General features: G+C 67.4%; 12 protein-coding genes. 9 read left to right on the plus strand and 3 right to left on the minus strand.

Translation table 11 applies throughout. The features are described from left to right. Positions 1 to 3: 3 nt before the first annotated feature. On the minus strand, positions 4 to 477 hold the full coding sequence (locus BS69_RS14075; RefSeq protein WP_156956777.1) for a hypothetical protein: 474 nt from the start codon (positions 475 to 477) through the stop codon (positions 4 to 6). 584 nt (positions 478 to 1,061) lie between these two features. Here BS69_RS14075 and BS69_RS0100530 point away from each other — a divergent pair. Continuing rightward, positions 1,062 to 2,486 (plus strand): MATE family efflux transporter, encoded by a 1,425-nt coding sequence (locus BS69_RS0100530; protein ID WP_037504273.1) that lies wholly within the window; start codon positions 1,062 to 1,064, stop codon positions 2,484 to 2,486. Here the strand turns inward: BS69_RS0100530 and BS69_RS0100535 are convergent. Further along, on the minus strand, positions 2,441 to 2,959 hold the full coding sequence (locus BS69_RS0100535) for a L,D-transpeptidase family protein (protein WP_211248091.1): 519 nt from the start codon (positions 2,957 to 2,959) through the stop codon (positions 2,441 to 2,443). The two genes, BS69_RS0100530 and BS69_RS0100535, sit on opposite strands and share 46 nt — an antisense overlap. Before the next feature lie 173 nt (positions 2,960 to 3,132). On the opposite strand from BS69_RS0100535, the gene groES reads away from it, so the two are divergent. The 4 genes from groES to BS69_RS0100555 all read left to right on the plus strand — a co-directional run bounded on the left by groES (position 3,133) and on the right by BS69_RS0100555 (position 6,698). Then, positions 3,133 to 3,420, plus strand: a complete 288-nt coding sequence (gene groES / locus BS69_RS0100540) for a co-chaperone GroES (RefSeq protein WP_029940039.1) — start codon at positions 3,133 to 3,135, stop codon at positions 3,418 to 3,420. Positions 3,421 to 3,491: 71 nt separating this feature from the next. After that, the gene (groL, locus tag BS69_RS0100545) at positions 3,492 to 5,135 is read left to right on the plus strand and encodes a chaperonin GroEL (protein WP_029940040.1); all 1,644 of its coding nucleotides are present in this window, start codon (positions 3,492 to 3,494) and stop codon (positions 5,133 to 5,135) included. A gap of 69 nt (positions 5,136 to 5,204) precedes the next feature. Next, positions 5,205 to 5,759 (plus strand): hypothetical protein, encoded by a 555-nt coding sequence (locus tag BS69_RS0100550; protein ID WP_029940041.1) that lies wholly within the window; start codon positions 5,205 to 5,207, stop codon positions 5,757 to 5,759. A gap of 48 nt (positions 5,760 to 5,807) precedes the next feature. Next, positions 5,808 to 6,698, plus strand: coding sequence for a PspA/IM30 family protein (locus BS69_RS0100555; RefSeq protein ID WP_029940042.1), 891 nt, complete (start codon positions 5,808 to 5,810; stop codon positions 6,696 to 6,698). A 58-nt stretch (positions 6,699 to 6,756) separates the two neighbouring features. Here BS69_RS0100555 and BS69_RS0100560 read toward each other — a convergent pair whose 3' ends face one another. Further along, positions 6,757 to 7,032 (minus strand): hypothetical protein, encoded by a 276-nt coding sequence (locus tag BS69_RS0100560; RefSeq protein ID WP_051676380.1) that lies wholly within the window; start codon positions 7,030 to 7,032, stop codon positions 6,757 to 6,759. Positions 7,033 to 7,234: 202 nt separating this feature from the next. Between BS69_RS0100560 and BS69_RS0100565 the strand changes: the two genes are divergently transcribed. From BS69_RS0100565 to metH, 4 genes are read left to right on the plus strand one after another with little or no spacing between them, the layout of a single operon-like run. Then, positions 7,235 to 8,203, plus strand: coding sequence for an ArsR/SmtB family transcription factor (locus tag BS69_RS0100565; RefSeq protein ID WP_029940044.1), 969 nt, complete (start codon positions 7,235 to 7,237; stop codon positions 8,201 to 8,203). Continuing rightward, positions 8,200 to 9,144, plus strand: a complete 945-nt coding sequence (metF, locus tag BS69_RS0100570; protein WP_051676382.1) for a methylenetetrahydrofolate reductase [NAD(P)H] — start codon at positions 8,200 to 8,202, stop codon at positions 9,142 to 9,144. Before BS69_RS0100565 ends, metF begins: the two co-directional genes overlap by 4 nt. Next, entirely contained in the window at positions 9,141 to 10,169 is a 1,029-nt protein-coding gene (locus BS69_RS14450; protein ID WP_029940046.1) for a homocysteine S-methyltransferase family protein, read from the plus strand. Before metF ends, BS69_RS14450 begins: the two co-directional genes overlap by 4 nt. Continuing rightward, on the plus strand, positions 10,166 to 12,766 hold the full coding sequence (gene metH / locus BS69_RS0100580) for a methionine synthase (RefSeq protein ID WP_029940047.1): 2,601 nt from the start codon (positions 10,166 to 10,168) through the stop codon (positions 12,764 to 12,766). The genes BS69_RS14450 and metH overlap by 4 nt, the downstream gene beginning before the upstream one ends. Positions 12,767 to 12,821: the final 55 nt, after the last annotated feature.

The raw sequence follows: 12,821 nt of genomic DNA on the forward strand, positions 1-12,821 counted from the left end.
ACGTCAAGCGCCACCGTTACATTCAGCTAGTTCGACACGCTGAGTGGACGGATTGAATATGACCGTAACCATCATGCATCCGCCATCGTTGATGGTGGGTAGTGCTTCTACATCATCGAACCAGCGCCGCTCTCCGGCGGAAACATCGCCCTTCCCTTGTCCTTCGAGAGGGCAAGGCACGTCCTTCAGAGTTTCCTGGCCATTCGGTTGGACGACCACCTCAGAGCATCCAATGCCCGGGCCTGTTGGCCGAGGCGGTTCCGGCAGTAGATAGACCCCGATGATTCTGCCCCTGCCAGCCCCCATGCGACCGTTGGCGTCCACCGCGTAGTGCCGGGCGTAGTCCTGAAGCGGCGATGCTCCGCTCGGGAGCTGCACCTGCTCTTCGATCGCATCCACGATACGGTCGGCGCCGCTTCCCTTTGAGGTTGAGCAGGCGCTGGCAAAGATCAGTAACGAGCAGGCGAAGCTTCTCATGGTTGCGAAGAATGGCTCGCTACTCGCATGCCTGCAATGTGTGGAAAGCGGACGTTGCGACCTCACTTATCCCTTTAAACGAAAGTGACGGTCCGACAGGTGGCAAGGAGGTCGGCTCCATGAGCCGGCACAACTTGGAGCAACATGAGATTGCCGGAGCGAAGAGCCTCCTGTTTGCTGGACAAGTGGGCTCGCCAGTCGTTGTGGTAGCTCTCCGCAGCGGATGGATGTGGCGAGGGGTAAAGTCGCTCCCAATCAACGCCGTGCTGAGGGACTTCCTTCGAGCTTACTCCCGTGAAGACCACGATATTGCCTTCCCGGAAGTCACTAAGGTGTAGCGCATCAACGCCGGAGAGCCTGACTTCCCGCCTTGCCCCTTTCACAGTCGTGAAGTGGAGCTTGGCGTTTTTGTCCTTGAGCAAGATGCCATCGAACGTCGCATCGTGCAGGGGCAACTCGTCTAGCATCGATCGACTCTACCGCACGGTCCAATGTCCGCAATGGGTCGAAAGCAGACCTGAGCTCGGCTCCACCCGCCCCAGCCACGGTGGTCACGTCCCCCCGCTCGCGCTAGAGCGCGCGGCATGCCCGCGCTTCCGACTGCTCCCAGGACCACCCGCGAGGAAGTGGGTGCGACGCTTCGGCTGGCGGGGCCGCTGGTGCTGTCCAACCTTGCCGCGACCGCCATCACCACCACCGACGTGCTGATGCTCGGCCGGCTGGGGCCCGAACCGCTCGCCGCATCGGCGCTGGCGGTGAACCTCTACAATCTCCTGCTCTTCACCGGGGTCGGCTTCTCAGTTGCCATCTCACCCATGATCGCCTCGGCGCTCGGGCGGCGGAAGGGGGCGGCTCGCGACAGCCGGCGGAGCTTCCGCATGGGGCTGTGGCTGGTCACCTTCTACGCCATCGCCGCGACCATCCTGCTGTCCTTCGCGGAAGGCATCTTCCGCGCCTTCGGGCAGGATCCGGCATTGAGCGTCATGGCTGGCCAGTTCATGGACATCGTCCGCTGGGCACTGTGGCCGACCCTGCTCGCCTTCGTCATGCGCAACCTGCTGACCGCCTTCGACCGGGCCTGGATCCCCTTGGGAATCGCGCTCGGCGGGGTCGTCCTCAACATCTTCCTCAATTACGCGCTGATCTTCGGTCATTTCGGCCTGCCCGCTCTGGGCCTCGAGGGCTCGGCCTTCGCGACGCTGATCACCAACATCTTTATGCTGGCCGCCCAGGCGCTCGCGGTGGCCTTCCTGCCGCGGCTGCGGATGATGCATCTCTTTGGCCACTGGTGGCGGTCCGACTGGGCACGGTTCAAGGAGCTCGCCCGGCTCGGGATCCCGATCGGGCTGACCTGGTCGTTCGAGGTCGGGGTCTTTTCCGCCGCGGTCTATCTGATGGGCCTGATCGACACGATCAGCGTCGCCGCCCACGTCATCGCCCTCCAGATCGCCGCGCTCATGTTCATGGTGCCGCTGGGCCTCAGCCAGGCCGCCACGGTCCGCGTCGGCTATGGCCATGGCGCCGCCGACCCGCGCTGGATCGCGCGCGCCGGCAAGGCGGCGATCGGGCTTGCGGCTGCCTTCGCTGCCGCCTCGGCGCTGGTGATGTGGATCTTCCCGCGCGAGCTTGCGCTCCAGTTCCTCGATTCCACCAAGCCCGAAAGCGCGGCCGTGCTCGCGACCGCGGTCCAGTTCCTGATGATCGCCGCCGTCTTCCAGCTGGCCGACGGGATGCAGGTGATCGGGGTCGCGATCCTGCGCGGGCTCCACGACACCCGCGTGCCGATGCTGTTCGCGGCGCTCGGCTATTGGGGGATCGGGATCGGGACCGGCGCCTGGCTCGCCTTCAAGACGCCGCTCGCTGGGCGCGGCATCTGGATCGGCCTCGCGGTCGGGCTCGCCGCGGTCGCGGTCCTCATGCTGTGGCGCTGGTCACGCCGCGAGGCGCTCGGCCTCGTTCCGCCTCAGTCCTCGACCCAGACCGGGGTGCCGACCGCGGTCACCGCGTAGAGCTTTTCGGCGAAAGCCATGGGCAGTCGGATGCAGCCGTGGCTGGCGGGGTAGGGCGGGATTGCCCCGCCGTGGAGCGCGACCCCCCACTGGTTCAACCGCTGCATGAACGGCATCGGCGCCGCCGAATAGCGGTTGGAGCGGTGGAAGCGCTGTTTCTCCATGATCGGGAAGCGCCCGACCGGGCTCTCGTGACCCGGGCTTCCGCTGGAGATGGTGGTCACCGCCGCCAGCTCGCCGCCGCGATAGAGCCACGCCCGCTGGCGGCCGAGGCTGACGACCAGCTCCGACGCTCCTGCCTTGGGCGCCGCGGCATTCCATTTCCATTCGCCGGCCTTGAGCGGGAGGGTTCCGCCGAAGACCCGCGCCTCGGCCTGCGCCGCCCGGTCGCTATGGCCCCAGCCGAACTTGGCGGGGGCGGCGGGGAGAGGCTTCGGGCCTTCGGTCGCGCAAGCAGCAAGCGCACTCGCCAAGGCCAGGGAAATCAGAAGTTTTTTCGCCATCCTCAAGGCCTTGCCTCCCGATGAATGAACCGACCATTGACGTCGGCAGACCCCCGAACCATATGCCCGGCGTCGCTTGGCACTCTCCTTAGTGGAGTGCCAGCGGAAGCATTTTCAACCGAGCAACTGTTAGGGGCTAGCATATGGCTTTCAGGCCGCTTCACGATCGAGTCCTCGTCCGCCGCGTCGAAGCCGAAGCGAAGACCGCGGGTGGGATCATCATTCCCGATACCGCCAAGGAAAAGCCGCAGGAAGGCGAAGTCGTCGCCATCGGCACCGGCGCCCGCAACGACCAGGGGACCATCACCCCGCTCGAGGTCAAGGCCGGCGACCGCATCCTGTTCGGCAAGTGGTCGGGCACCGAGGTCAAGGTCGACGGTGAAGACCTCATCATCATGAAGGAAAGCGACATCCTCGGGATCGTCGGCTGACCCGATCACCTGCTGCTCCGGCAGCGCCATCCGTGATCAACACCAACTTCAAAAACTGAAAGGGTAGCCACATGGCAGCCAAGGACGTGAAATTCAGCCGTGACGCCCGCGAGCGCATTCTTCGCGGCGTCGACATCCTCGCCGACGCGGTCAAGGTGACGCTGGGGCCGAAGGGCCGCAACGTCGTCATCGAGAAGAGCTTCGGCGCGCCGCGCATCACCAAGGACGGCGTCACCGTCGCCAAGGAGATCGAGCTCAAGGACAAGTTCGAGAACATGGGCGCGCAGATGCTGCGCGAGGTGGCCTCGAAGACCAACGATCTCGCCGGCGACGGCACCACCACCGCCACCGTGCTCGCCCAGGCGATCGTCCGCGAGGGCATGAAGTCGGTCGCGGCCGGCATGAACCCGATGGACCTGAAGCGCGGCATCGACCTCGCGGTCACCAAGGTCGTCGAGGACATCAAGGGCCGTTCGAAGCCCGTCGCCAACAGCCAGGAAGTCGCCCAGGTCGGCATCATCTCGGCCAACGGCGACCGTGAAGTCGGCGAGAAGATCGCCGAGGCGATGGACAAGGTCGGCAAGGAAGGCGTCATCACCGTCGAGGAGGCCAAGGGTCTCGAGTTCGAGCTCGACGTCGTCGAAGGCATGCAGTTCGACCGCGGCTACCTGTCGCCCTACTTCATCACCAACCCCGAGAAGATGCAGGTCGAACTCAACGACCCGTACATCCTCATCCACGAGAAGAAGCTCTCGAACCTCCAGGCGATGCTTCCGATCCTCGAGGCGGTCGTGCAGTCGGGTCGTCCGCTGCTGATCATCGCCGAGGACATCGAGGGCGAGGCGCTGGCGACCCTGGTCGTCAACAAGCTGCGCGGCGGCCTCAAGGTCGCGGCCGTCAAGGCGCCGGGCTTCGGTGATCGTCGCAAGGCGATGCTCGAGGACATCGCCATCCTGACCGGCGGCGAGATGATCTCGGAGGATCTCGGCATCAAGCTGGAGAACGTCACCGTCGGCATGCTCGGCACCGCCAAGCGCGTCACCATCGACAAGGACAACACCACCATCGTCGATGGCGCCGGTGCCAAGGACGGCATCGAGGGCCGCGTCGCCGCGATTCGCCAGCAGATCGAAGTCACCACCAGCGACTATGACCGCGAGAAGCTCCAGGAGCGCCTCGCGAAGCTCGCCGGCGGTGTCGCCGTGATCAAGGTCGGCGGTTCGACCGAGGTCGAGGTCAAGGAGCGCAAGGACCGCGTCGACGACGCGCTGCACGCGACCCGCGCGGCCGTCGAAGAGGGCATCGTCCCCGGTGGCGGCACTGCGCTGCTCTATGCGACCAAGGCGCTCGAGGGCCTCAAGGGGGCCAACGACGACCAGACCCGCGGCATCGATATCATCCGCAAGGCGCTCTATGCGCCGGTCCGCCAGATCGCGTCCAACGCCGGTCATGACGGTGCGGTGATCTCGGGCAAGCTCCTGGATGGCGGCGACGCCAACCTCGGCTTCAACGCCCAGACCGACACCTACGAGAACCTGGTTGCGGCCGGCGTGATCGACCCGACCAAGGTCGTCCGAACCGCGCTCCAGGATGCGGCCTCGGTCGCCGGTCTCCTCATCACCACCGAAGCGGCGGTGAGCGAGCTGGCCGACGACAAGCCCGCGGCCGGCGGCATGCCGGGCGGCATGGGCGGCATGGGTGGCATGGACTTCTAAGTCCGTTTCGTCCGACCGACACGCGAAGGGCCGGGGGAGCAATCCTCCGGCCCTTTTCGTTGGGGCGCGATGATCAGGATCGCTGCCGCCTTCTCAGCCTTCGCGCTCGCCGCCTGCGCGGCCAGCCCGGGCGCCGAGTCCACGCCAACATCGGAGCGGGTCTGCGACCCTGCCGCCGCGCGTGCGCAGTTGGGCGCAATCAGCCCCGAGAGCGCTCGGCTCGAGCCCTTCATCTATCCGTTGATCGAGAAGGTCGTGCGCTTGCCCGGCTACAGCGACCACTGGGTCGAGCACGTGCCGCGCTACACCTTCGTGGTCGCCTTCACCCGGCCGCCGTCCCTCGCCGAGATCCAGCGCCTCGCTCCACCGGAAATCCGCGATCGGATCGCGGTCCGCACCGCCAAGCGAAGCCAGGAGGAGATCGGCCGGGCGCGCGACCTCATCACGGAGCGGCTCCGTGCCGCCCGGATCGGGAGTTGGAGCAGCGGTTATAATCCGGTCAGCCAGTGCTTCGAAATCGGGGTCGAAAGCGCCGCGCGGATTGAGCAAGTGCGGGCGCTGCTGCCCGCCGATGTGCTCGTCGACGCCGACTTCCGGGTCCAGGGGCCGCTGCGGACCTTCTGAGTGGCGCACACCATTCGTTAGCGGCTTGCATTTAACGTGCCGCCCGCGATGATCGAGGGCGTCATGGGGCTGTTGTTCGGCATCTTCTGGATCTGGGTGGTGATCGCCGGCTTCAAGTCGGTCGGCCGCCGCATCTTCGGCTTCGTCCGCCAGCCGACCATCTGGAACCGCCCGATCGAAGCGAGGGGCATCATCTGGACTACCGACGGCACCCCGCTGATCGATAGCGGACGGGTCGTGCCCACCACCGTCAGCAACCAGCCGCGCGAACTGGTTCGGGCGCCCTCCGACATCTGGACGCCGGAAGAGCGCCGCACCTTCGGGCGCAAGCTGGCGAGCACGCCGGTGGCCAGCGCCGACGCGGTCGTGGCCGAGATGCAGCGCGAGCTTTCCAAGCTCGTCCGCAACGCCGCCGACGTCGAGAAGAACCTCGCCAAGTGGCGGGGCGAGCTGTTCCGGATCGAGGCCGCGCAGGGCGACTGGCAGCAGCGCGCCGAGCTGGCGGTGGACAAGGGCCGCGACGCGCTTGCCCGGGCCGCGCTCGAACAGAAGGTCAAGCTCGAGCCGCGTGCACAGGGCCTGCGGGCCGACATCGGCCGGATGGAGGAACTGGCCTCGGGCTATGTCCGCGACATCAACGCGCTCGAGGCCAAGCTCAGCGAAAGCGTCCGCCGGCAGGTGCTGGCCGAGTCGCGGCTCGAATGCGCCGAGGACAGCGTGCGCGCGCGCGAACTGGTGTTCGGCGAGCGGACCAAGTCGGCCCTTTCGGACCTCGAGCAGGTCGAGCGCGCCGCCGATCTTGCTGAAGGGCAGGCCGAGGCGCTGACCATCGGCGGCGATCCGGGGCTCGCGGGCGAATTCGCCGCGCTCGAGAAGCAGGACGCGCTCGACAAGGAACTGGCGGCGCTTAAGGCCAAAAGGCCGCGTCCCGCCGCATAGAAAAGGGCCGCCCGGTCGCCCGGACGGCCCTTCCCGAAAACGTCAGAAACGTTGCGGCTTACTGGCCGGCAACGTTGTCCTGGCCGTTGGCAACGTCGTTGGCAGTGGCCGAAACGGCGTTGGCGCCGTTCGAGACCGCATTGCCGGCCGCGTCGAGCGCGTTGTCGGCAGCCGCGCCGAGGTTGTCGGCAGCGTTCAGGGCCGAGTTGGTGTCGGCGGCAGCTTCGGTCTCGATGGTGTTCTCGGTCGAGATGTTGTTGTCGGGGGCGTTGTCCTGGCAAGCGGCCAGACCCAGACCCAGAACCGCGACGGCGGCGAGAGCGATCTTCTTCATAATGGTTTCCATCCCTTTGTTTTCGCGGCGCGCGCCTCCCCTTGAGTCGAGACGCGAACCCCAAGCGACCTCCCCATTTTTGGGTCAGGCCAGCGCGCGGATGTAAGTGAGACACAATGGCGACGCAATTCTCTTTTGCGACGAGTCGATTTCCTCGCACCAAGCGCTTGTAGATATAAAGATATCTTTATATCCTTATGTGGTGAGTGTTCCTCTCCCCCTTGCCGACCTGTTCCAGGCGGTGGCCGACTCGAGTCGGTTGCGGCTGCTGTCGCTGCTGCGGGTCATGGAGCTGACCGTGGGCGAGCTTGCCCAGGTGTTGGGGCAAAGCCAGCCGCGGGTCAGCCGTCACCTCAAGATCCTCGCCGACGCCGGGCTGGTCGAGCGGCGCAAGGAAGGCAGCTGGGTGTTCCTCCAGCTCGGGCCCGACGCGCTGGTCGGCCCGCTCTTCGCCCTCATTGAAGCCTCGGGTGACGCCGCCGCCGAGCGCCAGTTCGAGGCCGATCGTGCGCGGCTGACCGCGGTCCGGGCCGACCGGGCCCAGGCCGCCGCCCGCTATTTCGCCGCCCATGCCGCCGAATGGGACCAGATCCGCTCGCTCCACGTCGCCGACAGCGAGGTCGAGGCCGCGATCCGCGAGGCGCTCGGGGACGGCGCCATTGGCCAGCTGGTCGATGTCGGGACGGGCACGGGCCGGATGATCGAACTGTTCGGCAACCATGCCGAGCGGAGCATCGGGATCGACCGCTCGACCGAAATGCTGCGGCTGGCGCGGGTCAAGCTCGAGGACAGCGGGGTCCAGGCCGTGTCGCTCCGCCAGGGCGACATGTATGCGCTGCCGCTGCCCGACGGCGAGGCCGACGTCGTCCTTCTCCACCAGGTGCTGCATTACGCCCAGTCGCCCGCCGCCGCGATCGCCGAAGGGGCCCGGCTGCTCCGGCCGGGCGGTCGCCTGTTGATCATCGATTTCGCGCCGCACGACCGCGAGGAATTGCGCGAGACCGCCCAGCATGCCCGGCTCGGCTTCACCGACGAATCGGTGCTCGACTGGCTGCGCGACGTCGGGCTCGACGCGCGGGTGGTGCGCCATCTCGAGGGCGGCGAACTGACCGTCACGCTCTGGGCCGGTGTCAGGGCCGGGCGTCCCGAACAGGAAAGGAAGGCCGCATGACCGCCGCTGCCGCCGCCGCCGTCGTGCCGTTTCCCGCGACCGAGCCCGCGCCGCTGTTTGCCCATGCCCGCGGCGACATTGCGGTCAGCTTCGAATTCTTCCCGCCCAAGTCGGATGCGATGAACGAGACGCTGTGGCGCTCGATCCAGATGCTCGCGCCGCTCAACCCGCGCTTCGTGTCGGTGACCTATGGCGCGGGCGGCTCGACCCGCGAGCGGACCCACCAGACCGTCGCCCGGATCGTCGCCGAGACCGGACTTGCCGCCGCCGCGCACCTGACCTGCGTCGATGCCAGCCGCGGCGAGATCGACGACATCGCGCGCAACTATTGGGACGCGGGCGTCCGGCACATCGTCGCGCTGCGCGGCGATCCGCCCGAGGAGGGCCGCGACTATCGACCTCACCCCGACGGCTATGCCGACGCCGCCGCGCTGGTCGCGGGCCTCAAGAAGGTCGCGCCGTTCGAGATTTCGGTCGCCTGCTATCCCGAGGTCCACCCCCAGGCGGATTGTCCCGAAAGCGACCTCGACAATTTGAAGCGCAAGGTCGATGCCGGCGCCGACCGGGCGATCAGCCAGTTCTTCTTCTCGGCCGACAATTTCTTCCGCTTTCGCGACCGCGCGGCGGCGGCGGGGATCGAGGCCGAGATCGTGCCCGGCATCCTGCCCGTCAGCAATGTCGCCCAGACCCGCCGCTTCGCCGGCCAGTGCGGCGCCGCCATTCCCGGCTGGATGGACGCGATGTTCGAGGGCCTCGACGCGCTTCCCGCCGCGCGCCAGCTGATCGCCGCCACGGTCGCCGCCGAACTGTGCGGCCAGCTTTATGCCGGCGGCGTCCGCCACTTCCACTTCTACACCTTGAACAGGGCCGAACTCGCTTATGCCATCTGCCACCTGCTCGGCGTGCGCGCGCCCTGCGAAGCCGCCGAGGCGCTGAAGTGAGCGCTGCCGCCGACGCCTTCCGCGCCGCCGCCGCGAGCCGCATCCTGGTCAAGGACGGGGCCTTCGGGACCGCGATCCAGAATGCCTGCCTCAAGGAGGAATGTTATCGCGGCGCGCTCAGCCTCAACCGCGACCAGAAGGGCAATAACGACCTCCTGAACCTGACCCGGCCGGGCCTGATCCGCGAGATCGCCACCGGCTATGTCGAGGCCGGGGCCGAGGTGCTCGGCACCAACAGCTTCAATGCCAACCGGATCAGCCAGGGCGATTATGGCGCCGAGCATCTGGTCCGCGACATGAACGTCGCCGCCGCCCGGATCGTCCGCGAGGTCGCCGAGGAAGCCGAGGCGAGGGACGGCCGCAAGCGCTTCGTCGCCGGCGCGCTCGGGCCGACCAACAAGACGCTGTCGCTGTCGCCCGACGTCAACGACCCCGCCTATCGCGAGGTGGATTTCGACACCGTCCGCGACGTCTATCGCGAACAGTGCGAGGCGCTGCTCGAGGGCGGGGCCGACTTCATCCTGATCGAGACGGTGTTCGACACGCTGAACGCCAAGGCGGCCATCCATGCCGCGCTCGGCCTCGCGCCGATCATGATCTCGATGACCCTGACCGACCTCAGCGGGCGCAACCTCTCGGGGCACACCGTCGAGGCCTTCTGGGCGAGCGTCCGCCATGCCCGGCCGCTGACCATCGGGCTCAACTGCAGCTTCGGTGCGGCGCAGCTTCGTCCGCACCTCGCCGCGCTGGCCGCGACCGCCGACACGCTGATCATGGCCTATCCCAATGCGGGCCTTCCGAACGAGCTCGGCTGCTACGACGAGGCTGCCGAGGAGACTGCGGCGCAGGTCGCGGAATGGGTGAAGGACGGGCTGGTCAATGTCGTCGGTGGCTGCTGCGGCACCACCCCGGCGCACATCGCGGCTATCGCGAAAGCCGTTTCCGGTGCCCCGCCGCGCGCGCTTCCGCAGACAAACGGGCGGACCATGCTCGCCGGGCTCGAACCGATGGTGCTGGCCGCGTGACCACCGACAGCGCGGGCGCGGCCGCCCGCTTCGTAAACATCGGGGAGCGGACCAACGTCACCGGTTCCGCCAAATTCAAGAAGCTGATCCTCGGCGGCGACTATGACGCGGCGGTCGAGGTCGCGCGCGACCAGGTCGAGAATGGCGCGCAGGTGATCGACGTCAACATGGACGAAGCCTTGCTCGACAGCGAGGCGGCCATGACCGTCTTCCTCAAGCGGATCGCCGCCGAGCCTGACATCGCGCGGGTACCCGTGATGATCGACAGCTCCAAGTGGAGCGTGATCCTCGCCGGCCTGAAATGCGTGTCGGGCAAGCCGATCGTCAATTCAATCAGCCTCAAGGAGGGCGAGGCGCCCTTCCTCGAGCAGGCGCGGACCGCGCGGGCGTTCGGCGCGGCGGTGGTCGTCATGGCCTTCGACGAGACGGGGCAGGCCGACACGGCGGCGCGCAAGGTCGAGATCTGCGAGCGAGCCTATGCGCTGCTCGTCGGCGACGGCTTTCCGCCCGAGGACATCATCTTCGACCCCAACATCTTCGCGGTGGCGACGGGGATCGACGAGCATCGCCGCTATGCGATCGACTTCATCGAGGCGGCGCGGATCATCCGCGAGCGCTGCCCGGGCGCGCATATTTCGGGCGGGCTGTCGAATCTGTCCTTCTCGTTCCGCGGCAACGAGCCGGTGCGACGGGCGATGCACTCGGTCTTCCTTTATCACGCCATTCCCGCCGGGCTCGACATGGCGATCGTCAACGCCGGGCAACTCGACGTCTATGACGCGATCGATCCCGAGCTGCGCGAGGCCTGCGAGGACGTGATCCTCGACCGGCGCGAGGATTCGACCGAGCGGCTGATCGCGCTCGCCGAGCGCTTTCGCGGGACCGACGCCGCGGTCGAGATCGCGCAGGCCGCATGGCGCAGCTGGCCGGTGCGCGAGCGGCTCGCCCATGCGCTGGTCAAGGGGATCGACGCGCATATCGTCGACGACACCGAGGAAGCCCGCCACACGGTGAAGCGCCCGATTGAGGTGATCGAGGGCCCGCTGATGGACGGGATGAACATCGTCGGCGACCTGTTCGGGTCGGGCAAGATGTTCCTGCCGCAGGTGGTGAAGTCGGCGCGGGTGATGAAGAAGGCGGTCGCGCATCTGCTCCCCTTCATCGAGGCCGAAAAGGTCGCGGGCGAAAGCAGCGGCAAGGGCAAGGTCGTGATGGCGACCGTCAAGGGCGACGTTCACGACATCGGCAAGAACATCGTGGGCGTGGTCCTGCAGTGCAACGGCTTCGAGGTGATCGACCTTGGCGTCATGACACCCTGGCCGAAGATCCTCGAGGCGGCGAACGAGAATGGCGCCGACATGATCGGCCTGTCGGGGCTGATCACCCCCAGCCTCGACGAGATGGTGACGGTCGCCGAGGAGATGGAGCGCGCCGGCATGAACCGGCCTCTGCTGATCGGCGGGGCGACCACCAGCCGGGCGCATACCGCGCTAAGGATCGCGCCGCGTTACTCGGGACCCGTGATCCACGTCCTCGACGCCAGCCGCGCGGTCGGGGTCGCCTCGGCGCTGGTCAGCGACGGACCGCAGCGCGCGGAGCTGATCGGCCGCACCGCCAGCGACTACCAGCAGCTGCGCGAACAGCGCGAGGGGCGGGGGCAAAGCGACCTGTCGCCGCTGGCCGAGGCGCGCGCTAACCGCTTTGCCGGGGAGTCGGCGGGGCCGTCGCCGCGGCCGCTGAGGCCGGGCCTCCACCGCTTCGACGACTGGGATCTCGCCGACCTCCGCCAGGTAATCGACTGGACGCCCTTCTTCCGCGCCTGGGAATTGCACGGCGTCTATCCCGCCATCCTCGACGATGCGGTGGTCGGCAAGGAAGCGCGCTCGCTGTTCCACGACGCCGAGGCGATGCTCGACCGGATCATCGAGGAGCGCTGGCTGACCGCGCGCGGCGCGGTCGGGCTGTGGCCCGCGAATCGCGAGGGCGACGACGTCATCGCCGATGGCAAGCGCCTGCCCTTCCTCCGCCAGCAGGTGAAGAAGCGCGAGGGCCGCGCCAACATGTGCCTGTCCGATTTCGTCGCCGAGGCGGACGACTGGATGGGCGGCTTCGCGGTCGCCATCCACGGGATCGAGCCGCACCTTGCGCGCTTCCAGGCCGACAAGGACGATTACAGCGACATCCTCCTGAAGGCGCTCGCCGACCGGCTGGCCGAAGCCTTTGCCGAGCGGCTGCACCAGCACGTTCGAACCGAGCTGTGGGGCTATGCGCCGGACGAGAACCTCACCAACGAAGAGCTGATCCGCGAGACTTATCGCGGAATCCGGCCGGCACCGGGTTATCCGGCCTGTCCGGACCATAGCCTCAAGCCGATCCTGGTTGAATTGCTGGGGGGCGGCGAACCGGCCGGGGTCCGGCTGACCGAGAGTTTCGCGATGCTCCCGGCCTCGGCGGTGTCGGGTTTCTACTTCGCCCATCCCGACAGCGCCTATTTCGGCGTCGCGCGGATCGGGCAGGACCAGCTCGAGGATTATGCGGCGCGCCGCGGGGTCGATGTCGAGACGGCATCGCGCTGGCTCCGGCCGAACCTCGACTGAGGAGGCCGCTACGGGCTTGAGGCTCGTTTCGCCTTCGCGCGCTTATGCCGTAGGA

This window comes from Sphingomonas astaxanthinifaciens DSM 22298, assembly GCF_000711715.1.
GTDB lineage: Bacteria > Pseudomonadota > Alphaproteobacteria > Sphingomonadales > Sphingomonadaceae > Sphingomicrobium > Sphingomicrobium astaxanthinifaciens_A.

What these genes read in the sequence shown, in the direction of transcription:
- BS69_RS0100530 (WP_037504273.1), top strand. Translation starts at nt 1,062, where the DNA reads ATGCCCGCGCTTCCGACTGCTCCCAGGACCACCCGCGAGGAAGTGGGT.
- groES (WP_029940039.1), top strand. Translation starts at nt 3,133, where the DNA reads ATGGCTTTCAGGCCGCTTCACGATCGAGTCCTCGTCCGCCGCGTCGAA.
- BS69_RS0100550 (WP_029940041.1), top strand. Translation starts at nt 5,205, where the DNA reads ATGATCAGGATCGCTGCCGCCTTCTCAGCCTTCGCGCTCGCCGCCTGC.
- BS69_RS0100560 (WP_051676380.1), bottom strand. Translation starts at nt 7,032, where the DNA reads ATGAAGAAGATCGCTCTCGCCGCCGTCGCGGTTCTGGGTCTGGGTCTG.
- groL (WP_029940040.1), top strand. Translation starts at nt 3,492, where the DNA reads ATGGCAGCCAAGGACGTGAAATTCAGCCGTGACGCCCGCGAGCGCATT.
- BS69_RS0100555 (WP_029940042.1), top strand. Translation starts at nt 5,808, where the DNA reads ATGATCGAGGGCGTCATGGGGCTGTTGTTCGGCATCTTCTGGATCTGG.
- metF (WP_051676382.1), top strand. Translation starts at nt 8,200, where the DNA reads ATGACCGCCGCTGCCGCCGCCGCCGTCGTGCCGTTTCCCGCGACCGAG.
- BS69_RS14075 (WP_156956777.1), bottom strand. Translation starts at nt 477, where the DNA reads ATGAGAAGCTTCGCCTGCTCGTTACTGATCTTTGCCAGCGCCTGCTCA.